This window comes from Streptomyces changanensis (assembly GCF_024600715.1).
Classification (GTDB): Bacteria; Actinomycetota; Actinomycetes; order Streptomycetales; family Streptomycetaceae; genus Streptomyces; species Streptomyces changanensis.
Window position 1 is genome coordinate 25,448 of sequence record NZ_CP102333.1, and the last position, 19,779, is coordinate 45,226.

The window sequence follows — 19,779 nt, forward strand, 5'->3', positions numbered from 1 at the left end:
ATAGCCGCCCGGCCGCTTCACCTTCCCGAGCAGTACGTCGGCCGTCTCCCGCAGTCGGACCCCCTCTTCGGCGCCGGCACCGCACATCCCCGCGCCCCCCGAAACAGGTGCGAGCCGATCAGCCCGCTGGCGCCGGCCACCTTGCCGTTGACGCCCATGACCGGGCCGCTGCTGGTCCGGCAGGCCAGCTGGTTGCCGTTACTGATCGGACCAGTCTTCGACCGCGGGTGGCGGCAGCGCCAATGGGCTGAAGACCGCGACCAGGGCCAAGCAGTGCGGTCGACCGACGTCTCACGACGCCTCTCGGATGGCCGTCCATTCCGCGCGGTTGAACATGATGTCACCCGGCGCCGCCATCGGCGGCTTGCCCTCAATCTGAGCATCTCGCTGCGCGCGCTCCGTGGCGGTCGTCGTCAGCTTCCAGTCGCCGCCCCGCCATTGGGCGCCGGCCAGGGTGCGGGTGAAGAAGCCGTTCTCTTTCTCGATCTCGCCGGTCTTCTGCACCACGCGGCCCAGCAGCCATGCGCTGACCTCGTCACCCGACTCCTTGATGATCTTGTAGCCGACGATGTGGCTGCGCGTGTAGGCGCCGGACGGCAGCGGCTGCCCGGCGCGCACCCCCGCCTGCCGGGCGAGCATCGTGTCCGTGTCCGTCGCTTGACGCTCGACCGCCTCGGTACCTTCGGCCGACTGGTCGTCCGTACTGAAGTACGAGTGGTAGATGCGCAGCTGCTCGTCGACGGACGACTTCCCGCCCTCAACGGTCATGGTATTGGCGGCTGCCATCATCGCCACGGCGCCCTCGGCGGTGTGCGGGTATCCGACCTGGCTGCCGCGCTCGTCGGTGCGCTGCCCTGGCGGCAGCGCCGCCCACCGCTCCGGCTCGTCCCAGTCGCTCGGCGTCGTGTAGGACGGGGTCGGGCTGACGGAAGCGGCCGCGCTTGCGCCCGCGCCGCCTTTGACCGGCACCTCGCTGCCGGTCTCGCCGGTACCGAGCAGGGAGCACGCCGACAGGGCCAGCACGGCGGCAAGCGCCGCGCCCCCGGCCCACATGCCCCTGGTGTTCCATGTTCCCCGGGTACGTGACATGTCAGCCACCCTACGCCGTACTGCTGTTGAGGATGGTGATCAGCAACCCGGCCAGCAGAATCGCCGCACTGCCGCCACCCGCAGGTGGGCCGGCGGCCAGCCGGTATCGCACCGGACGGTTCGGGGCGGAGACGGGCTCGTCGTCCGGCGCCGCGACCCAAGCATGAGAAAGGCCGGGTCGGGCGTCGACCTGGGCGGTGGCCACGTCGTTCAGGCCCACCGCTTCCCTGGCACCTGCAAGGCTCAGCAGCGCATTGGCGGCACCGCGCAGACACGGCTCCTCGGTCTCCGCCAGCCGCCGAACGAAACCACCGGTCAAGAGCCCGTGCTTCCGGCTCGCCCTGCGCGCTCAGCGCCGCGACGAAAGCCTCGTCGGCCACAGGCAGTTCGACCCAGTCGGCCGACCGCATCTCCTCGTTGCTCACCGCTACACCGTGGAGCCGGCGAGCCGACACACACAGGCCGGAACCGGACAGCCCGGCACAGCGGGTGCGGTGCAGGGCGGGGCGGGGGCAGCGGATCAGGTGCTGCTCGACGGAGCGATGGTCACCCTCTACGTGCACAGGCCGCCCCCCTCCTACGGAAGTACGTCCTCATGTCGTGATCAGCGATGGCCGGAGGAACTCGATGGCGGCGGCGTCGGCGGATGTGCGAGCCTTCTCCTCCCGGCTGCCCGAGCGAGAAGACTTGATGACCCCAGACGACGCCCTCGATCAGCTCAGACACATCGCGCGTGAGAGGGCTTTCGGCAGGCACGTCGGGTCTGACCGACTCATTCAGGCAGGGGTGGGCGCGCTGATCGCCGGGGTTGAGAGCCCGTCCCTCGCCATGCTAGCTGGCCTGCTCCGCAGCGAAGAGCCGGAAGCCCCCATTCTCTTCGACCAGGTACTGGAGGAGCTGGGTCTGCTCTTCCAACCGCCCGCGGACCCCGAGGCCGCAAAGTGGGCGATGGCTTACTGGATCGCCGGCCGGATCGCCGACGGGTCCCTGGATCCCGCCGCCGGCACTCACCTCATCTGGGCAGACATCGCCTTTGACCTCGACTACCCCGAAGAGCTGGAACCCCTCGTGGCTGCGCGCACAACCTGGACGGTTGGGAGAAGAGCTGGGGCGTCTCCTTCGAAGAACTGAGCAGAGAAGCGGTCGAGGCGGCGAGGCAGCTATTGAACAAGCGGCCGACAGCACAGGCGCCAGTCACCTCAAGAGACACGGGTGAGACCGATGGACGGCATCCGCTGGCTGGCTGAAAACCGCGACACCTACTGCCTGCTGCTGACCCGCGGGCTGGACGTGGACTCGCTCGTGGCTCGTCTGGGCGGGGATCCAGGTGACGTCATGCCCGCGGTATCCGCTGGCGATGGACGAGGGCGCGGTGACGCGTCTGGGCGTCTGCGGCGCGTGGGCCTTCTCGCTGGAGCGCTCGAGCGCTGAGGGTATGGAGACTCAGACGCTGGAGCGGGTGTCGCTGGGCACCGAGTGCGTCGTCGCGTTGGACAGCGGCACGCCGCCCCTATGGTTCGCGCATGCCGTGGACCGGAGGTCGCCGCGTTCTTCGAGCCGGTCGAGGGCCGGGGCGCCTTGGAGCGGTCCGCGCCGGGCGCGACTCTGGGGCAGGGTGGCGGCGGGCCTTGTGGCGGCGGGAGTCCCGAACCTGACTGCTGCGGAGAGCGTCGAGACCGTTCTGCTGACCCTGGCGGGGAGGCACTGCGAGGTGGACCTACCGCGCGTGTCCTTGGACCGTGACCCCCACCCGGCTCTCCTGCTCGTCTGAACCTGAGGCAGCAGTGCCCGGGAGGGTGGACGGTCTCCCGCCCAGCGTGGCAGCAAGGCCCTGGCGCTGGACGCCGGAGACGGACGAGGCCGCTGTCGGCGTACACGTGAACGTCCCCACCCGCGTACGGATGAAAAGGCGATCGAACGGGACAACGACGTGGCCTGACGCCCCAGGTCGCTTCCGCCGTCCGAGCACTGATCAGTTGCTGATCACCCGCTGAAAGATCTCGGGAAACTCGCCGTTCTCGATCAGTCCGGCGATTACGTCGGTCATGTTGTCGATGCCGGGATCCCTGACGATCAGGCCGTCCGAGACCCAGAAGTAGCGGCCCTCGAGGGCCTCGTCGGTCCCGGCCCAGAGATTCATCAGGTGCTCGACTTCCGCGACGGTGAACACGGTCGCGGTCCAACGAGATCCATCCGTCAAAGTCACGAAGACATCGATGTGGCAGACCTCGGCCAAGTCCTCGCCGTCGCTGGGCAGGAACGACGCCTGGAAGCTCTCCGTGCGGACCCGATACCAGGGCGCGTCCCACCCTCGCTCGATCGGTTCAGGCGATGTGCTGTGGCTCATCGCGCGAGTGTCCCTGGTCGGGGTACCGATCTCAACCGAGATCCTCTGCCGCACTGCCGCTGCCTGCGGTCAGAGCTGGGGAGGTTCGTTCGTACGCAACTAGGGAGAAATGCCCCTATGCCGACAGCCGCCCAGACACCTCACGCCGCCGGCCTTCCAGCAGACGTGGCATGCGCCATCCGCGGCGTCTGCGAGCACTGGGCACCGGACAAGGACCCGCACCTGCCACTCGACGCCGTGCTACGTCATCTTCGCCACAGAGCCATCAACCCTGGGAGTTGTCGTCAAATGGCATCCGTCAGCCCGAGCGCGAGCCGGAGCCCGGCGGATGGACGTGTTGACATCGCCGTAGGTCGAGCCGAGTGATCGACTGCCTCGTGGCGGTGATGTCGGTGGCTGCTTCTACGCTTCCAGCCGTGAACACAGATGATCTTTCATGGCAGGCCAGCAACTACGGTGGGCTTTCTCCCCGCAAAGTGACTCTCCTGCTGGAGCACGGCCACCTGAACCTGGTGATCCGGGCGGCAGAGGAACGCGGCGAGTGGTTCTGCGCGGAACGTGCGGCCCAGGAGCTGTGCCGGTCGGGTGAGTTCGGGCGGGCGCTGGAGGTGATGGAGCCGTTCGTCGCGACCGGGTGGCGGGCAGCTCTTTGGGCGAAGGCGGAGATCCTGTTGCGGGCGGGCCGGGTGGCTGAGGCTCTGGATCTGATGCACCCGGACGAGGAGGGCCGCGCTTCACCGATCGTGTGCCGTGGCATCGCCGAGTTGCTCGCCAAGACAGGGTGCGTGGATGAGGCCATTGACCTGCTCGTGCCGCACATCGGTGAGTCGTGGATCCGGACGGTCCTGGTGGAGATCACCAAAGGCAAGGACCGTGATGAGCGGGTGCTGGTGTTGATCGCCCCGCATGCCGAAGCCGCGCGGCGCGCCCGCGACGAGGGCCGATGGGACTACTCCCGCTCGGATGCCCCGGAGCTCCAGGCCCAGGTTCTGGAGCGTGCGGGCCGCGTCGACGAGGCGATCCGAATCCTCGGCGAGGACGTAGCCGCGCGCCGTTTCCTCTCCGCGGACACCCTCACCGCCTACGCCGAACTACTGGCACGCCAGGGCCGTCTCGATGAACTGCGCGAGCTGGTCAACGGACAGGACGCACGCACCCTCCTGCACATCTACGTCGGCGCCTTGCGAGACCACGGGCAGGCCGAGGAGGCCGAGAGGGTGATGCGTGAGGCCATCGCTGCCGACGATTGGGTCGGCTACCGGGCCTGGCTCTCCTCGGTCTTGCTCCAGGACGGCCGACTGGACGACGCGATCGCCGTGGCCGAACCCGGCTTCAGCTGGTACGACTGCTCCAACCTCCTGGCCCCACTCGTCTACTCTCTTTTCGACCGGCCGGCAGAACTGCTCCACCTCCTGGACCATCCCCTTACCGTGCCCCACCACGGCCACAAGGAGTTCCAGCACTGGTGGCGGGCCTTCGCCCTTGCCGGTCTCGGCCGTGCCGAGGAAGCGATCGCCGTGGTCGAAGCCCATCCCGATCCGTGGACCGACCCCCGTATCCTCAGAGCAGGTCTCCTCAGCGCCGCCGGCCACCTTGCTGAAGCCGCGGCGGAACTGCGCGACCTGGGCGCCATCGAAGCACGTGAGGAGCTGTTCGAGGTCCTGGTCCAGCAAGGGCAGGCGGCCGAGGCGATAGCCGCCCACCCCACAGTCGCCGAACAGCGCGCCGCCCAGGCAATGACCGAACTCGTCCGTCTCAGGGAGGACGGGTACTCTGCGGAGCCCCCCGTTTAGCGTGGCGCTGGTGCCCACATCAGAGGTGATGCGAGAGCGAAGGCCGCCTCGTAGGACTCGGCAGCCTTGGCATATCGGATGGCGATGCCTCGGGTGACAATGCTCAAGGCAGGGGCGCCCGGGACGGCGATAATGGCTTGGTTCGTCTGCAGCGACTACGTTGGTCGCCGAGCTTGAGTAGCGGTTGGCGGTCACTGGAGCGATGACTGTTTCACGAGTTGACAGAGCAGTCGTGTCCGTCGCCTGACAGCCCCATGGCGTTCAGCACGGGATCTTCGCCTTCGGGGATCTCGAAGGTGAAGTTCGCTCCTGTCGGGATCGCCACGAGGGAGCACTGGTTGCCGAAGGTCGATGGAGAATACGGCTCCCAGGAACAGCCAGCTTTCTCCAGGGCGGAAACGATGTCCGTGTGGTTGAGCCTCGCGGGGAAGGTGCCCGTCCCTCCGGTAACCGATGGAGGAAGTTCGATGATGTCACGCCAGGTCTGAACGCAGATAAGAGAAACCTTTCGGCCACGGCAGACACTCAGCTCAAGGTCTCCGTAGGCGAACAGTCGCGGCCACTTTCTCTTGCGGCTCATCGAGCCGATGTCGCACGGCTTGCCGAGCATAGAGGTCACAGTGCTCCAGTCCGCTCCACTGAACACCGGGCCCAGCCGACCCGTCTTCGCCATGCTGGTCAGGACATCAAGAATCTCCACGAGACGAACCCTGACAGGTCCGCTGACCAGCAGTCCAGTGGTTTCAGCCGCCGCGTTTCGTTCGGCCCCGCGGACTCGGATGGATCGTGCAAGTCCGCCGCAACGCACGCGACACGTACGGCTTCCCCCACGCAGCGATACCCACCTGAACTAGTCATTCGTCACTCCGATAACCAAGCGGCTGAATCGGAGGAGTCCAGCTGGACGAAGCAGGCATCCCTGTTTCACCGCAGCAGGACGTCGATGCCGTGGTCTGTGAAGATCTCCAGGAGCACGTCGAAATCGGCGCCGGTGTCCCTGTCGCTCGCTTGGCCGCCGGCCAGCTGTGATCTCGCGATGTCTGAGTTCTGCCATTCCAGAGTGAACGGTGGTGTGGCGCCGAAACGCCCGCGGAGGCAGTCGTCCACGGCAGCAAGATTCCACCCGAAGTACCCGCCGGACCCGTTGATGGCCTCACCCAGCGCACAGTAGAAGCTGTCCGCGTCCACGACTTGTCGGCCGTCCAGTGTGAACACCTCTCCTGGCGCAGCGTCCTCGGGGTGTTCGCGACGTTGGTAGTGCCGTGACCACAAGGCCACGGACAACCAGGCTCTCCGTCCTTCCGGGTCCAGGGAGTGCCACAGGCCTTTCCGGTCCAGCTGCCCCGTTCGGAGCAATTCCCACACCCAGGCCGAGCCAGGGAGAAGCTCGTCGCACCACAGGCGGACAGTGACATCGAGAAGGCCATCCCCGCGTGGTGACGGCTTGGCTGCGGTCGCGGTGACATTGCTGACGAAGTATGAACCCATCTCGACGCCTTCGGTGTCGAGGAAGGCCAGATGCGCGCTGCCTGCAGTTGCGCGGCGGCGGCCGAGGTGATCGAGGCAGGTCAGGAGCGCTCCCCGGGGCGAGCACCCCAGGAGTTCGACCTGGCGCAGACCGTCCTCACTCGGGGTGAACAAACCTCCGGCCTCCTGCGCGAAGCCCCAGAAGTCGCTCTCGTCCTCGTCGCTCCTCAAGGCGTAGTTATCTTCTTCTACTGCGCTGGCCACTTCTCCCACAGCACCTCCTGGGCCGTAGAGACTACAGAAGATGGCCTCGGTAGGGCCGGTGGGGAAGGTATCAGGGTGGCGCTCGGCTGTCGCGGCGGCGTTGTCGAACACAGCGAGCGCTGGCTCGGTCAGGGCCGCGAGCCTGGCGGACGTCGCCGGTCCGGGCGGCCGGGGCGGCTCCCACGAGGCGCTGCAGCGCGCGCCCGCGTCCGGGGTTTGGGAAAGGGCCGCGGCGATCACGAGCGGGCCGGCTGCGGCGGCCATGCAGGTCCTCCAGGGCGACGACGGTGGGATGACACGTCGCCGGTCGGGCTGCGGTCCGCGGGTCGGGTGGGCTGGGCGGCTTCAGCCTGACCTGCCAGTCCATCCATGTGGTGACCCAGCACAGCTCGAAGTCGAGCCGGAGCATGATTCGCCCAGGCTCTGTATTGAGCCAGACCCGCAGGGGCACCCTAGGGACGTCTCTCCGGCCACATGAAGGCTGAGCGGCCCGTCGACTTACCGCCCGCAGGAGCTTGTGAACCGGCTCTGAGCTGCGACGGCCTGCATGTCCGTGAAGCCGAGTCGGGCCTGTGCCGTGGCTCATTCGGATGATCCACGTGGCCGGGGACTACTCATCGAAGCGCGCCCAGGGAAAGTCGTATCGGCGCAGAGAGGCGAGGGTTTCACGGTGAAGTGCGCCGAAAGCGACGGTCGCCTGATTCTCGTCGACGCTGACGCTCGCGAGCAATCCGGGGGCGGCGTAGAACCGGTCGGCCCCGTAGGTGGGAAGGAAGGGACTGAGGGGGACCGGGCGCAGGAAGTCCCACAGCGGTTCGAGGCGGTTGACGGGCATGACCAGAGTCCAGGCGTTGAAGGGCGCGATGCCGCTGGCTTCGTGCAGGGTGAACTGGAGGAGGAAGCGGCTGAGCGGTTCCGCTTCGAGGATCCTCTCCGGGTTCTCGTCGTGCCAGGGGTCCTCGGTGAGCCAGACGTGGGGGTCGGTGCTGGCGGGGTGCTGGGGCGGCCAGGGGATGGACCAGTCTCTGCAGCCCTGGTTGTCGGCCGCGAAAACCAGTCGGCCGCCGAGCGGGCCTGAGGTGTGCCGGGGACGCAGTAGCACCGGGTCACTGAAGCGGTGGAGGGCGGGGCGAAGGCGGGCGAGGCGGTGGAAGGCGGCAAGTGCCTGCGGCAAGCCGACGAGTTCGTCGTCGGTTAGCGCTTCCTGGTCGAGCTTGGTGTCCTCCGCGGGATACCAGCCGAGGACGAGCATCTCCAGGGCGCGGATGGGGTCGGTGTCGACCTGATCGATCCAATCGACGGACGGTAGCGGCCCAGTGGCGGACGCGACCGCTGTGGGCGAGGACCAGGGGGTGCATGTCATGGGCTCACCCTAGGAAATGCTCGACCATGGCCCACTGCGGCGCCCTGTCCGCTTCAAACCGCTCCTCGGTCGGTGCCGAATGACGCCGGCGCAGCGGGTTGGGAAAGGACCGCCCTGGACAGCGGCCCGTCCACCCGGACGGTGGCGGGGCGTGCAGGGGTTTGGCGAGGGGGCGAGGGAAGGCCGCACGATTGGCCGCCCTGGCTGGGGCAGTCGTAGCAGCCGAGCTGGGCCAGCAACCCGGAGGTGAAGTAGTAGCTGCTTTCGTGTGGTTCATCGTCGGCTTCGAAGGGACGCCGACAGCTGAGCAGCAGATCGGGGGCGACGAAACAAGCGGGATGCTCATGACGCCGCCGCACCACTTCGGGAGCAATGCGAGGCGGTCAGCCGCTGGCAGGCTCGGCGCCCGCGCCGAAGGGCGGGATGTCCCTGACCCCGATGTCCAGCCGGAGCCGGGTGAAGCGCACCGGGTGTCGCCAGGACTGCGCTCCTGCGCCGTGTCCACCATGATCTCGGCGATCAGCTTCGGTTCGACCAGCACGACATCGAACGGCGTCCGCGACCTCCAGGAGGTCGTGAACCGCACGCCTCCCACGGGTGCTCGGATCCTGCCGGCGTCAGTCGCTCGGCCAGGGCGCGGGCCGCGTCCGACCACAGCGGCGTACTGCGGCCGATCGGCCGCAGCGTCCCGGCCTCGTCGAGGCGGCTCAGCACGAGCGTCTGCGGCCGGCGCAGGGTGCTGGTAATCGCGCCGATCACCGCCTTTCTGGTGATCTGACGTGTGCAAGGGGTTGTTCACGAGTGGCGGTGATCTGGTGCGGTACAGGGCAACTGGAGATCGCTTCCCGTTCTCAGGTAGATCGTTTCCCGTCTGCGGCAGATTCCTGGCGGACAAGGTGAGGCGGCGGCGCACGAGGTCGACCTCGACGATTCGTACGGTGATCTCGTCTCCCTCGCTTACGATCTGGTCGGTGTGCTCGACGGGCTCGTCTCGGAACTCGGTGTTGTGTACGAGGCCATCGACGCCGTCGGCGATGCGGACGAAGGCTCCGAACGGGATCAGCTTGGTGACCTGGCCGGTGGCGACAAGGCCTGCTTGGTCCGCGAAGGGAACGAGCGGGTCCTCTTGGAGAGCCTTCAGCGACAGCTGCACCTGTCCACGCCGGGTGTCCACGTCGATGATCTCGCCTACGACGCGCTGGCCCACCGTGACGGCGTCGGTGGGGTGGTCGATCCACCGCCAGCTCAGTTCGGGGGGCCTGATGAAACCGGTGCACTGATCGACCGGTTCGCCGTCGAGGTGCACGAACACACCGAAGTTGTGGACGCTCTGTACCTGGCCTTGGTGTGTTGCGCCGCGCCGAAGGCCGAGAAGGAATGCTCGCAGAGCCGGGTCCTCGCACGCTGAAGCGGAGGCCCAGACGTGCTCCTGCTGCCAGTCGACGGCTATCACTTCGAAGGTGAGCCGCTGCCCGATGCTCACGGCTTCGGATGGATGCCCGATCGCCTTGCGGGTCAGATCACCGCGAGGGATACACCCCACTGCTTTCCTGGGGCCGGAGAACCCGTCCAGTTCGACGAGCACCTCCCGGTCCTCGATGCTCATGACGCGGCCGGTACGGACTTCACCGGCTCGTATGGTGTTCAGGAAGTCCTTCAGGGGCTCGCTCGTCAGGGGTTCGGTCACGGCCACGACTCTAGGTCTGGGGCCACTTCGAGCCTTGCCCCTGAAGCTGGTGATCCTCATGCTCAGGCTCATGAACACGCCAAGCGGGACCTTCGATGCCGTGCCCCTGGAGGCCCTCTTCCCGGACGCTGGTGTCGCCGATCTCGACCGCATCCGGCGTTCGGCGGATGCGATCGATGGCGCCCAGGTATCGAGGAAGCCCCAGGTCTGGCAGTGGTTCCCGCAGCACGTCACGTTTCCGGGACGGGCCAAGGCCGGAACCCCGGAGGTCCTGTTGGCTGAGGTCTCGCTCTACGACGAAGGCGGTGACTGGCTCGAGGTCTCACTCGACGTGGAGTGGACCGAGGAAGGCCTTCTCAGTGTCTGGTCGGCCATCAGCGTGGCCTGCTGGTGCGAGGTGGACCACAACGCTCACTACATCGACCCGGTCGAACGGACTGTCGTCGGAACCACTTCGCTGGCTGACGCTTTCGAGACTTCGGCAGATCGGTTCATCCAGTGGCTCACCGGACCACGGGACCCTGAGTTCTGGAGAGCCCGGGCGAGCTTCCCCCTGGGGAGTAGGAGCGGGCGCCTGCGGTGCAGCAGCCGGAGCGCAGGGCCTTTGAGGGACGCTTCACCCGGGATGGACGAGCGTTCCTGGGAAGCGAATTAGTCCCACCAGAAGTCCCAGTGATGGACGCCGGTGATCCGCTCGGCGTATGCGGCCAGCGTACGGCCGGCTGCCTTGCCAGATGTTGTCCGGGCAGAAGGCGAAGTGCTCGGCCGCGACCAGGAGAGCTTCATGCTCGTTCGCTGGCGGCGCGGCGATGCTGAGATGCAGCGTGGAGAAGCCGACCGCAACGACACGGGCGCCCAACCGATGCTCCCAGTCGCGGACGATTGCGGAGAACTTCGCGGTGTCGTTGTCGTAGTTGCAGGGGCCGGCCCAGCCCGCGGCTGTCAGCGCCTCGGCACCGGATGCTGCGGCGACGAGCCCCAGACGCGTCAGGGGGCGGTCAGCGAGGAACGCCTGCGCGAACTCGGCGGCCAGTTGATCGGGGTTCGTTGTCATCTCCCGACCGGGTGCGAGACCGGGCCAGGTCTGCCCGAAGGGAGCCGTGACGGCGCGGCGCTTGTCGGCGTCGAGCATGTCGTCTTCGTCGACCGCTGTGTAGGTACCCCACCACCGGGCTAGGGGAGTGTCTTTCCGATCATCGGATCGTTGGTCCGGTGGTGAGGGATAGGGAGATTTCCGACGCCGCGTGGGCGGTGATTGAACCGCTGCTACCGCCTGTGGGCCGAGCTCGTGGCCGGTGGCGGGATCACCGCCAGGTCCTGGAGGGCATCGTGTTCAAGTTCCGCACCGGCGTGCCCTGGAGGGACCTGCCCGAACGGTTCGGCCCGTGGCAGCGCGAAGTACGGCTGCCCGGCGGGCCTGGTCGGCGATGATGTCCAGGACGACCTGGGCCGCCCTGGGACAGGTCGTCGCGAACCGGTCGTAGTCAGTGAAGACGAGGACCGGTCCGGCGCCCTCGGGAGCATCGTCGTAGCCGCCGTAGCAGGCCACGTCGCCGAGGCAGTCGTTGAGCGCGTCCAGGTTGTGCCCGTAGCAGTCGGGGAAGTCCAGGGCGACGGCCATGGCACGGTGCGTGTCTCGCTCCGTGTTCCCTTGGCCGGTTTCCAGGCGGATCACGCGGAAGCTGCGGCTTCGAGACGTTCGGTCGCCTGTGTAAGGAGACGCTTGCGCCAGAGGAGGGTGACGAAAATGTTGATTACGCAATCGATGCCGAGAAGCCGAGTAGTCGTGGCGGTGGGCTCCGGAGTCTGCGCCGCCGCGTCGCTCCGGTAGGCGTCGAGCAGCGGAAGAACTCATCGACGGGGGTTGAGCCGTCGGGGGTGCTGCGCTCGATCTCGGCTGCCCAGGTAGGGAGCCGGCTATGTGTCGCGATACTCACGGAGCCAACGGCTGAAGTCGCCTTCGGGCCAGAAAGCCCAGGGTTCGTCGGTACGGTGCGCCGAGTGCTGCCCGGTAGCCGGTGAGCATGGGCTGCAGGTGCAGGAGTGAGCCTGCGGGCAGCCACATGCCGGGCCGGAGACGGATCTGGTCCAGGAAGTCGTACACATCCGTGCAGTCCTGCCAGTGCTTGGCCGTGGGGGCCGGGAGGTCTTCGGTCGAACTGTTCCGACCCTATGGTGCGAGCGGGTGCTGTCGGCGGCGGGGTGTGAGCGGCGGGCAGTGGGCGGTGGGCGTGCGTACTTGAGGCTGGCGTCAGGTCCTGGGTCGGCGGCTGTACCGGGGAGGCGACCCGAGCAGCTGAACTTCCGCCCACGTGAACTGCCAGGTGGCCGACGAGGTTGGATAGCTCCATGGTGAGACGAGAGCGGGTCAAGAACGGGCGGCCTCCGTTCGGCATGCCGAAGAGTATCGTCCTGACGGCGACGCCTGAGGGCTGGCGCCACAGTGTTCTCACGGGGGAAGGTGGGATGCTCTGCGGGCGCCTTACCGATGTACCAGCCCACACCGAGCCAGCCGAGGCACGGGCCGCCGCGGCCGCCATGGTGGTGGGACTCGCGCACGACTTCCACGGAGCCGACGTCGACGTGGCCTGGGATCCACCTCGGGAACCCGGCTACTGGACAGCCCAGGTCACCACCTCAGCGACCCCGCCGAACGCCTGAAGTCAAACGACAGGCTTGGATCGCTCCTCAACCTGGCCGCTGCCCTGGTCGATGTGATTCCAGGTGCTGTCACGCATACCCAATGCTTCGGTACGTCCCTGCGGGCAGAGGGCATGGCTGATCGGGACCCCGAACGCCACGGCGGGCGCGGCTCGCATCAGCGCGATGCTCGATTCCCCCGGCTCCCCTTCCGATCGTTGTCGGGGGATCAGGGCCCTTCCTCCTCGGCGGACGGTTTGCCCACGTCGCAGTGGGCGCCCCGTGTCTGTGCGGTCGTCCCGAACAATCCGGCTGGCATCCGTGTTTTAGGGGCCAGGGCGGTGGGCTCTGGCTGCTCGAGCGGGGCAGAGCATGGCTCGCGAAGGTTCCAAAACGTCCGCCGGACCCGCGCGGGTGGCGCGGCCTGTGGTTCACTGGCGGCCCGCCCGACCTCCAGACGAGTGATTGCCGCAGGCGTACGGCCTGCTGCCGGTCGTCTCGCTACGGCCTAGCTGTGCTGTTCGGACAGGTTGGTGACGCGGCTGGCTGGTGGGTGGCCGCCGATGCCGGTGTGGGGTCGGTGGTAGTTGTACCAGTCCAGCCAGTCGGGAAACGCCGCCTGCCGTTCGCTGTCTGAAGTGAAGGGCCGCATGTAGGCCCATTCGTCGAGCAGGGTGCGGTGGAAGCGTTCGACCTTGCCGTTGGTCTGCGGTCGCCAGGGCCTGGTCCAGCGGGGGCTGATACCCAGGTCGCGGCAGGTGTCGCGTCAGGTGTTCTTCGTGTAGGCCCAGGCGTTGTCGGTCAGGACCCGCTCGATCGTGATGCCCTGCTGGGTGAACCAGGCGGTGGCTCGTCGCAGAAGGCCGCGCAGGTGGCGGCCTTCTCGTCAGGCAGGTCTTCGGTGTAGGCCAGGCGGGTGTGGTCGTCCAGGGCGGTGTGCAGTTAGGCGTATCCGGTGCCGTTGCGGCGGTCCTGGTTGGCTCGGCCGGCTGCGTGGCCGAGGACCTTGTGACCGCCGCCGTCGGGGATGCGGCCGAGTTTCTTGACGTCGATGTGGACCAGTTCGCCGGGCCGGGCTCGTTCGTAACGGCGGACGGGTTCGCCGGTGGCCCGGTCGATCGCGGTCAGAGCGGGCAGGTGGTGGCGCACGAGAATGCGGTGGGCGGTGGAGGCGGCGATGCCGCATCGGGCAGCCAGCCGCACCGGACCGATTCGATGCTCGCGTCGCAGATGTACGACCTGCTCCTCGGCGGCAGCAAGCGTCCGGCGCGGGCTGAGGTGGGGGCGACTGGAGCGATCGTGCATTCCTGCAGCGCCAAGCTGGCGGTATCGGTTGGCCCAACGGGCGGCGGTGGTGTGGCTGACCTGGAAACGTTCCGCGGCCCGTCGCAGTGGCCAGCCGTCGTCCACGACACACCGGGCCAGACGTAACCTGCCGGTCGGCGTCAGCGGGGCATTACGGTGGGACACGAGGGCCTCCTGGCGGTCGGCGGTAGATGTCGCAATCCACACCGAACCCAGAAGGCCCTCACCTGTTCAAGCACCCAGCACGCGTGTCACCAACGTCCCGGGACAGCACACCTAGCCCGTAGACAGGGGGGTGCAGCCCGCGGTCCCGAGGACGGGAAGGGACCTCAACGGCTGCTGCCCCTCTCGCCGGGGCCCCCGTCACCCCGAGGCGCGCGGGCCCCGGCGAAGACCTGGCAGGGGTTGCCCGGGTCCCGGCTATCCGAGGTGCCGTCGTCGGCAGAGGTCATGAGCGAGGAGAAGGCGTCGTGGCATCCCGGTGAGATTTGTCCGCCAGTGGGCCCTACACGTGCGACTGCGGCGGCGGACACCACTGGAGTACGGGCCTGAAGGGGCACACCGCTTCCCGCCCCTGAGCGGCATCTGCCGCTGACCGCCGCGCTACCTCTTCTTCGTTGTAGCAGTGATCATCTCTGGTCGCGGCGTTGTAGCGTATAGAGGTCCCCGCTGTCGGGGTCCCCTATGAACACGAAGAGCTTCGGGTGCTCGAGACTCCCGAACACCTCCCAGGTGTCCATGGCGCAACCGTCGAGCGACACGTCCACTGTCTGGGACCACGGTCCGCTACCTGGCTCGTATGTCCAGGTTCCCGTCCCGGTGCACTCGTGGACCACGGAATCGAAGGACTCCCCGAGAGCGAACGTCTTGATGCGGTCCGCCGTGGCCTTGCCGTCCGCCGCGAGGACGAGCGTGCCGCCCTTCCCGTCGGACCAGGTCCCGGCGATCCGTTCCGTGCTCAACCGCGGAGGCTCGTACCCGATGCCGGCATACAGGCCGATGCCGGCGAGCGCACCGGCGACGACGACGGCGAGCGTCCCGTACACCACCACCGACCCGAACATGTTCCCGCCGGAGAGCCACGGGCGGTCCGTCAGCAGCAGCCTGCGGGCGACCAGCGCCGCGAGGGCGAGGGCCACCGTCGCCGCGAGCCACCAGCCCAGGCCCGCCAAGGGGCTTACTTCCGCGAGCACCGCCACGGCGAGCACCGGCGGCCGCCACTACCGGGACCCACCACCACGCCTCGCGTCCGGAGAAACGGCGGCCGAGCCACGCGGCCGCCGCCAGGAGGGGAACCACCCCGCCGAGCGACAGCAGAGCACCGAGCGCGGCTCCCACCGCCGCTACGAGCGGCGCCATCACCACCAAAAGGAAGATCCCCATCGCGTTGTAGGGAAGACCCGGGCTCTCCTGGACCTGCCCCCACACGACGACCGCGATCATCCCGATCACCGCTTCGACGGCCATCACCGACACCGATGCCGTCAGCACCGCGCCCAACCTGTCGGTCACGCGCACCTGCCGCCGCCCCCACCCCAGCATTTCTGAACGCATTCAAATCCCTCCCCGCCCCACATCCTGCCTCATCGGGACGGGCCCCCGCGGCCCACCCCCCTCCCCCGCTACCTGCGGCATGACCCAGAGATGCCCAAACCGCCACGGGAATCTCGGAGCCCGGATGGCTCGCTACAGGTCGTCGCCCGCGAGGGCGTGGACGCGGTCCGCGTACTCGCGGCCGACCAGGCCCGAAACCGCCGGAAGCTCGGCTCCAACGGTGGCCGGCCGCCGCACTTCGACGGGGTCGACTACCGCGAACGTCACGCGGTCGAGTGCGGATCAACCGCCTCAAGAGGCACCGCGCCGTCGCCACGCGATACGACAATCTCGCGGTCCGCTACGAGGTAGCTGTCCAGCTCGCGGCGATCCACGAGTGGCTGTGACCCCCGGCCGTCGCACGGTGGGAACCACGTTCCACGCGGCAGGCAGATCGCTGCCACAGGCGAGGCCGACGAAGTCGTCCTCGCGCACGATGCTGTGCTCAGGCAATCGGGGCACCGCCGGAACACCATCTCGTGGGTGAAGTGCGACGGCGCGGGATCGCCTGCACGATTCCCGAGCGGATCGACCAGATCAACGGCCGCATCCGCCGCGGCGAGACCCTCTGCCGCCTCGACAAGGCCGCCTACCGGCGCAACATCATCGAGCGCTGCTTCAACCGACGCAAACAGAACCGGGCCCTGGCCGCCCGCTACGACAAAGGAGCCACCCACAACCAAGCCATGGTCACCCTCGCCTGCCTCCGACTCTGGCTCCACGACTATCCGGACACCCCTAGCAGGCGTTGGCGATCCAGTCTTCGGTGCTGCGATGGCGGCCCAGCCCCATGGCCTCGAACTCGTCCTCGCCCAGACTCCTTCGGGCGCCCAGCCGCCGCAGAGCCTGGGGGATGGGGCTGACCGCCCGAGAGAACCGCTTCTTCGTCGGCTCATCCAGCGGACCCAGTGCCAGTGCACCGTCAGCCCAGACAGCGGCTCGTTGCTCGCCGTCTCCTCCGAAGTATTCGGCCTCCACATAGGCGACCGGGCCCGCAACAGACCACTGAGCCAGCAGCGTGTCAAAGCCCCCTGGCAGTCCCCAGAATCCCAGGTCCCGTCCATCGCTGCCGTCCGTGACGGCGTCAACGACCTCATCGGTCATCGGCATCAGCGACAGTCCCTGGCCAAGAGGCACCACTTGGGCTCCAGGAACCTCCCGCGACGCGACGCGCAACATCTCGTCACACGCGATGACCGCCTGCAATGTGTAACCCACCCCAAACCCTCCCCCACTGATACGGACGCATCTTGCCTGACACATCGTGCTCTGTCGGCGTACACGCGAACGTTTGCTCTGGCAAGATTTTCGTAGGCGGAGACTATCTCGGTGACACGGTCGGCAGGTCCGCACAGCGGGCTGGCGAAGGGCACGCATTCCGCACACGTGGCGCTGCGGCTTGGGCCGGGCATCCAAATCGTTCAGCAGCGTGAGGACGGCCGGGTGCGGCAACCGAGGCCCCAGCACTCGCTCCAGCGACGGGTCGCAATACGGGTATGCGATCTTGATAGGACTGCGGCGGTACTGCGGCCACTGTTAGCCTGCCGTCCATGATCACGGGCGGCCTGACAGGCCGAATAGGCCGCATGGCGGGAGATAGCAAGCCGGAGCGCGTGCTGATCGCCGCCAGTTTCGTCAACCGGATCGGCAACGGTCTGTTCAACGCGGCGTCGGCGCTCTATTTCACCTTGGTCGTGGGCTTGCCCGCGGTGCAGGTCGGCGCCGCGCTCACCATCGCCGGACTGATCGGCCTGTGCGCGGGCATACCCGGAGGGCATCTCGCCGACCGGCGCGGGGCGCGCACGATCATGATGCTGGCCCTCGCGGTCCAGGCGATGTCGATGGCGGCCCTCGTCCTCGTCGAGAGCTGGGCCGCGCTCACGATCATCGCGACGGTCGACCAGATCGCCGCAGCAGTGGGCGGGGCGGCCTGGGGTGCTCTGGTGGTCCGGGTCGGGGGTGATCGCCCGGCCCTGTTCCGGGCGAAGTTGCGTACCTTCGTCAACCTGGGCGTCATTCTCGGAACGGTGGGTGCCGGGCTGGCGCTGGCCGCGGACACCCGCGGCGCCTATGTCACGCTGGTCCTCGGCAACGCGGCGAGCTTCGCCCTGTGCGCGGTGCTTCTGCTCCTGCTGCCCCGCTATCCGGTGCTGGCAGCACCGCCGCAGCAGCGTCGCTGGCTCGTTTTCACGGACCGCCCGTTTCTGACGTTCACCGCCCTCTACGGGGCCATGGGACTGCAATACCCGGTGGCCTCCCTGCTCCTGCCGATCTGGATCTCCGAACACACGGAAGCGCCGCGCTGGACGGTGGCCGCGCTGTTCGCCGTCAATGCCGCCTTCTGCGTACTGATGCAGACCAGGATCGGCTCCCGTATCGAAACCCCGCACGACGGCGGCAGGGCGTTTCGCACCGCGGGGCTCCTCTTCCTCGTCAGCTGCCCGATGATGGCGCTGGCGGCGTACACCCCGGTCTGGGCGGCAGCAGGACTGCTCCTGGCAGCGATCTTCGTCCATAGCCTGGCAGAGGTCTGGGAGTCCTCGGCGCGCTTCGCCCTGGGCTTCGGTCTTGCCCCGGACCATGCGCAGGGTCAGTACCAAGGTGTCCTCGGCCTCGGCTTCAGCGCGGGCCAGGCTCTTGCCCCCGCGATCCTCACCACGGTGGTGCTGGGCCTTGGCACGGCGGGCTGGCTGCTGCCGGCGGTGTTCTTCGCGGCGCTGGGTGCTGCCGGCCCGTCTCTTGCCCGCTGGGGCATGCGGACCCGGCTGCAGCAGCCGGGCGTTGCCGTGGAAGCGACGGGCTGACCAGACAGATAGGTGTCAGAGTCTTCCGCCTTGCGGCACGTGCATGGCGCTGCCGCTGGAGTAGTGACAAGCGCATTGTCTTCTCTGAGCGCTGTCCCGTAAATGATCTACGATATGCCGATTGACCAGCGCCGCTGTGCCTCATCCGGCGAGGCTGAGGCTGTGTAAGCGGGCGATGCCGAGCAGGCATGGTGAACGCCTTCGGCTTGGAGGCGGCAGTCGCGGAGGATCTTGCAGAGCGCGGAGGGGTGCCGTTGAGACTGAGTGTCAGCGGGGAATGCTCTGTCCCGCTTCGGTGAGGGTCAGTGTGAGGCACCCCAGCCACGTGCCGGATGGCGGGTACTCCCAGTTCTCGGCGTCCGCCAGGACAGCGGGAAGGTCCTCCTTCGGGATAGGGGGCCCGGGCTGCTCTCCGAGAGTGCCATCCGGTGCTGTCCAGGGAACGACCCGGCACACTTCGATCCATCCTCTGTCGACGAGGGGGAGGAGGATCGGGACGAGAGCCGAGGCGGGCTCTGAGACCAGCGGCTCGTCGAGGTCACCCCAAACGCCAGGGAGGATGTCGATCTCGGTGGCGTTGATCATGAAGGCACGTTCGGGGGAGGACAGCTGGTCTGTCGCGGGATAGCTCACACGCAGAGTGTCGCAACTCAGGAGATCGGCCGCCGAGAGCCCCCGGTGGCTCTCTGAAGAAGTGGTCACATGGACGAAATGATCTCGATGTGACTGGTGTGATCACGGCGTCGGAGCCGCAAGACCCTCACGATCGCCGACGGCGGCTACCCGGGCACCGGCCTCGTCATCCCGCACCGCCGCAAGCGAGGCCAAGGCGAACTCCCGGCCTGGAAAGAGGAACACAACAAGTCCCACAAGCAGGTCCGGGCCCGCGTTGAGCACGTCTTCGCCCGCAGGAAGCCCAGGAAGATCCTCCGCGACTGCCACCTCAGAGGCGACGGCGTCCAGCACGCCATGCTCGGCATCGCACGGATGCACAACCTCGCCCGAGGCGACTCGTAGATCATTTACCGGACAGCCCTTAGCTCGACGGGCTCGTTGTCCGTGATGACAGCGCCCTTGCCAAAACCATCCACTCGGGAGAAGCCGGGGGATGCCTCGACCTCGTCGTGGTTGCGGTCACCCGCCGGCGCAGCGGGACGTCGGAAAGGTAGCGCAGCAGCTGGACCGTCGGTGACGCGGCCGACTTCCCGGAAGGCGGTGTAAGTGGCGTTCTTGCGCACACCGACGCGAAAGCGCCGCAGCAGCATGGCGGAGGAGATCGCGCCCTCGCGCACCGAGATCGTCACCCGCAGTGGGTGCCGGAACTCGGACTCGATCAGGCCGAAGTCGATGATGTCGCGGCCTGGCTCCCCGAACGGGAAGGACTGGCCCTGTGTGTCGGCGTGCACGGTGCACAGTTACTCACCGTG

At 67.7% G+C, this 19,779-nt stretch carries 18 protein-coding genes and 4 pseudogenes; 7 read left to right on the plus strand and 15 right to left on the minus strand.

Features of this window, described 5'->3' with window-relative positions; genetic code table 11:
• Positions 1 to 291: 291 nt before the first annotated feature.
• The gene (locus NRO40_RS30170) at positions 292 to 1,089 is read right to left on the minus strand and encodes a hypothetical protein (protein ID WP_058945075.1); all 798 of its coding nucleotides are present in this window, start codon (positions 1,087 to 1,089) and stop codon (positions 292 to 294) included.
• A 10-nt stretch (positions 1,090 to 1,099) separates the two neighbouring features.
• Positions 1,100 to 1,408 carry a hypothetical protein gene (locus tag NRO40_RS30175; protein WP_157901946.1) on the minus strand — a complete coding sequence of 103 codons (309 nt, stop codon included), beginning with the start codon at positions 1,406 to 1,408 and terminating at the stop codon, positions 1,100 to 1,102.
• 371 nt (positions 1,409 to 1,779) lie between these two features.
• On the opposite strand from NRO40_RS30175, the gene NRO40_RS30180 reads away from it, so the two are divergent.
• A complete protein-coding gene (locus tag NRO40_RS30180; protein WP_257375592.1) occupies positions 1,780 to 2,220 on the plus strand; it encodes a hypothetical protein in 441 nt (146 codons plus the stop codon).
• Positions 2,221 to 3,061: 841 nt separating this feature from the next.
• Here the strand turns inward: NRO40_RS30180 and NRO40_RS30185 are convergent.
• The gene (locus NRO40_RS30185) at positions 3,062 to 3,436 is read right to left on the minus strand and encodes a hypothetical protein (RefSeq protein WP_058945080.1); all 375 of its coding nucleotides are present in this window, start codon (positions 3,434 to 3,436) and stop codon (positions 3,062 to 3,064) included.
• A 416-nt stretch (positions 3,437 to 3,852) separates the two neighbouring features.
• Here NRO40_RS30185 and NRO40_RS30190 point away from each other — a divergent pair, with 416 nt between their 5' ends.
• Entirely contained in the window at positions 3,853 to 5,229 is a 1,377-nt protein-coding gene (locus tag NRO40_RS30190) for a tetratricopeptide repeat protein (protein ID WP_058945081.1), read from the plus strand.
• A 211-nt stretch (positions 5,230 to 5,440) separates the two neighbouring features.
• On the opposite strand, the gene NRO40_RS30195 is transcribed toward NRO40_RS30190, so the two are convergent.
• The 4 genes from NRO40_RS30195 to NRO40_RS30210 form a co-directional block, all read right to left on the minus strand.
• Positions 5,441 to 5,929, minus strand: coding sequence for a hypothetical protein (locus tag NRO40_RS30195; protein ID WP_058945077.1), 489 nt, complete (start codon positions 5,927 to 5,929; stop codon positions 5,441 to 5,443).
• A 224-nt stretch (positions 5,930 to 6,153) separates the two neighbouring features.
• Positions 6,154 to 7,224, minus strand: a complete 1,071-nt coding sequence (locus NRO40_RS30200) for a barstar family protein (RefSeq protein ID WP_079047373.1) — start codon at positions 7,222 to 7,224, stop codon at positions 6,154 to 6,156.
• 346 nt (positions 7,225 to 7,570) lie between these two features.
• Positions 7,571 to 8,323, minus strand: coding sequence for a hypothetical protein (locus NRO40_RS30205; protein ID WP_257375593.1), 753 nt, complete (start codon positions 8,321 to 8,323; stop codon positions 7,571 to 7,573).
• Between the two features lie 4 nt (positions 8,324 to 8,327).
• Positions 8,328 to 10,070 (minus strand): S1 RNA-binding domain-containing protein, encoded by a 1,743-nt coding sequence (locus NRO40_RS30210; protein ID WP_257375594.1) that lies wholly within the window; start codon positions 10,068 to 10,070, stop codon positions 8,328 to 8,330.
• Between NRO40_RS30210 and NRO40_RS30215 the strand changes: the two genes are divergently transcribed.
• Complete coding sequence (locus NRO40_RS30215; RefSeq protein ID WP_058944304.1) at positions 9,961 to 10,665, plus strand: hypothetical protein; 705 nt, start codon at positions 9,961 to 9,963, stop codon at positions 10,663 to 10,665. The two genes, NRO40_RS30210 and NRO40_RS30215, sit on opposite strands and share 110 nt — an antisense overlap.
• On the opposite strand, the gene NRO40_RS30220 is transcribed toward NRO40_RS30215, so the two are convergent.
• Positions 10,627 to 11,142, minus strand: a complete 516-nt coding sequence (locus NRO40_RS30220; RefSeq protein ID WP_058944305.1) for a DUF4253 domain-containing protein — start codon at positions 11,140 to 11,142, stop codon at positions 10,627 to 10,629. The two genes, NRO40_RS30215 and NRO40_RS30220, sit on opposite strands and share 39 nt — an antisense overlap.
• 80 nt (positions 11,143 to 11,222) lie before the next feature.
• Here NRO40_RS30220 and NRO40_RS30225 point away from each other — a divergent pair.
• Positions 11,223 to 11,402 (plus strand): annotated as a pseudogene (locus NRO40_RS30225) (transposase); the annotation flags it as partial.
• Here NRO40_RS30225 and NRO40_RS30685 read toward each other — a convergent pair.
• The 4 genes and pseudogenes from NRO40_RS30685 to NRO40_RS30930 form a co-directional block, all read right to left on the minus strand.
• Positions 11,344 to 11,865, minus strand: coding sequence for a barstar family protein (locus NRO40_RS30685; RefSeq protein ID WP_306674903.1), 522 nt, complete (start codon positions 11,863 to 11,865; stop codon positions 11,344 to 11,346). The pseudogene NRO40_RS30225 and the gene NRO40_RS30685 sit on opposite strands and share 59 nt — an antisense overlap.
• A 1,293-nt stretch (positions 11,866 to 13,158) precedes the next feature.
• Positions 13,159 to 14,120 (minus strand): annotated as a pseudogene (locus NRO40_RS30235) (IS481 family transposase).
• Positions 14,121 to 14,584: 464 nt separating this feature from the next.
• Positions 14,585 to 15,154, minus strand: a complete 570-nt coding sequence (locus tag NRO40_RS30240) for a hypothetical protein (protein ID WP_157901915.1) — start codon at positions 15,152 to 15,154, stop codon at positions 14,585 to 14,587.
• Positions 15,155 to 15,641: 487 nt separating this feature from the next.
• Positions 15,642 to 15,776 (minus strand): hypothetical protein, encoded by a 135-nt coding sequence (locus NRO40_RS30930; RefSeq protein WP_408057103.1) that lies wholly within the window; start codon positions 15,774 to 15,776, stop codon positions 15,642 to 15,644.
• A 260-nt stretch (positions 15,777 to 16,036) separates the two neighbouring features.
• Here NRO40_RS30930 and NRO40_RS30250 point away from each other — a divergent pair.
• Positions 16,037 to 16,267 (plus strand): annotated as a pseudogene (locus NRO40_RS30250) (IS5/IS1182 family transposase); the annotation flags it as partial.
• Positions 16,268 to 16,286: 19 nt separating this feature from the next.
• On the opposite strand, the gene NRO40_RS30255 reads toward NRO40_RS30250, so the two are convergent.
• Positions 16,287 to 16,766, minus strand: coding sequence for a hypothetical protein (locus NRO40_RS30255; protein WP_058944308.1), 480 nt, complete (start codon positions 16,764 to 16,766; stop codon positions 16,287 to 16,289).
• A 332-nt stretch (positions 16,767 to 17,098) separates the two neighbouring features.
• Here NRO40_RS30255 and NRO40_RS30260 point away from each other — a divergent pair, with 332 nt between their 5' ends.
• Positions 17,099 to 18,352, plus strand: coding sequence for an MFS transporter (locus NRO40_RS30260; RefSeq protein WP_058944309.1), 1,254 nt, complete (start codon positions 17,099 to 17,101; stop codon positions 18,350 to 18,352).
• A 267-nt stretch (positions 18,353 to 18,619) separates the two neighbouring features.
• Here the strand turns inward: NRO40_RS30260 and NRO40_RS30265 are convergent, their stop codons facing one another.
• On the minus strand, positions 18,620 to 18,937 hold the full coding sequence (locus NRO40_RS30265) for a hypothetical protein (RefSeq protein ID WP_058944310.1): 318 nt from the start codon (positions 18,935 to 18,937) through the stop codon (positions 18,620 to 18,622).
• A gap of 168 nt (positions 18,938 to 19,105) precedes the next feature.
• Between NRO40_RS30265 and NRO40_RS30270 the strand changes: the two are divergent.
• Positions 19,106 to 19,369 (plus strand): annotated as a pseudogene (locus NRO40_RS30270) (transposase); the annotation flags it as partial.
• Positions 19,370 to 19,374: 5 nt separating this feature from the next.
• Here NRO40_RS30270 and NRO40_RS30275 read toward each other — a convergent pair.
• A complete protein-coding gene (locus NRO40_RS30275) occupies positions 19,375 to 19,758 on the minus strand; it encodes a Tn3 family transposase (protein WP_058944312.1) in 384 nt (127 codons plus the stop codon).
• Positions 19,759 to 19,779 lie beyond the last annotated feature (21 nt).

Coding starts and splice junctions, on each gene's coding strand:
- NRO40_RS30170 (WP_058945075.1), bottom strand. CDS start 1,089: ATGTCACGTACCCGGGGAACATGGAACACCAGGGGCATGTGGGCCGGG.
- NRO40_RS30180 (WP_257375592.1), top strand. CDS start 1,780: ATGACCCCAGACGACGCCCTCGATCAGCTCAGACACATCGCGCGTGAG.
- NRO40_RS30210 (WP_257375594.1), bottom strand. CDS start 10,070: ATGAGGATCACCAGCTTCAGGGGCAAGGCTCGAAGTGGCCCCAGACCT.
- NRO40_RS30685 (WP_306674903.1), bottom strand. CDS start 11,865: ATGAGTTCTTCCGCTGCTCGACGCCTACCGGAGCGACGCGGCGGCGCA.
- NRO40_RS30215 (WP_058944304.1), top strand. CDS start 9,961: ATGGTGTTCAGGAAGTCCTTCAGGGGCTCGCTCGTCAGGGGTTCGGTC.
- NRO40_RS30205 (WP_257375593.1), bottom strand. CDS start 8,323: ATGACATGCACCCCCTGGTCCTCGCCCACAGCGGTCGCGTCCGCCACT.
- NRO40_RS30265 (WP_058944310.1), bottom strand. CDS start 18,937: ATGATCAACGCCACCGAGATCGACATCCTCCCTGGCGTTTGGGGTGAC.
- NRO40_RS30185 (WP_058945080.1), bottom strand. CDS start 3,436: ATGAGCCACAGCACATCGCCTGAACCGATCGAGCGAGGGTGGGACGCG.
- NRO40_RS30260 (WP_058944309.1), top strand. CDS start 17,099: ATGATCACGGGCGGCCTGACAGGCCGAATAGGCCGCATGGCGGGAGAT.
- NRO40_RS30200 (WP_079047373.1), bottom strand. CDS start 7,224: ATGGCCGCCGCAGCCGGCCCGCTCGTGATCGCCGCGGCCCTTTCCCAA.
- NRO40_RS30220 (WP_058944305.1), bottom strand. CDS start 11,142: ATGCTCGACGCCGACAAGCGCCGCGCCGTCACGGCTCCCTTCGGGCAG.